This is a genomic window from Shewanella sp. AS16 (assembly GCF_021412365.1).
Lineage (GTDB): Bacteria > Pseudomonadota > Gammaproteobacteria > Enterobacterales > Shewanellaceae > Shewanella > Shewanella salipaludis.
Map to the genome: position 1 here is coordinate 1 of NZ_JAKCLK010000203.1, position 299 is coordinate 299.

Annotated in this window: 1 protein-coding gene; it reads left to right on the plus strand. The window is 54.8% G+C overall.

Translation table 11 applies throughout. The annotated features are described in order from the left end of the window. Positions 1-299: HAMP domain-containing protein (locus tag LZP73_RS20000; RefSeq protein WP_234236662.1), on the plus strand; the 299-nt coding region annotated here is incomplete at both ends.

Here is a 299-nt window from a genome sequence, read left to right on the forward strand (position 1 = left end):
TGATTGTGGCTTTATCTACCTTATTAGCGGCGCTGGCGACATTCCCACTGGCGCGCGGTTTGCTGGCTCCGGTAAAACGACTGGTGGATGGCACGCACAAACTGGCAGCGGGTGATTTCACTACTCGCGTAGCCCCCACCAGCGAAGATGAGTTGGGCAGACTGGCAGAGGATTTCAATCAACTCGCCAGCACACTGGAGAAAAACCAGCAGATGCGCCGCGATTTTATGGCCGATATTTCTCATGAACTGCGCACGCCTTTAGCAGTACTGCGCGGCGAACTGGAAGCCATTCAGGAT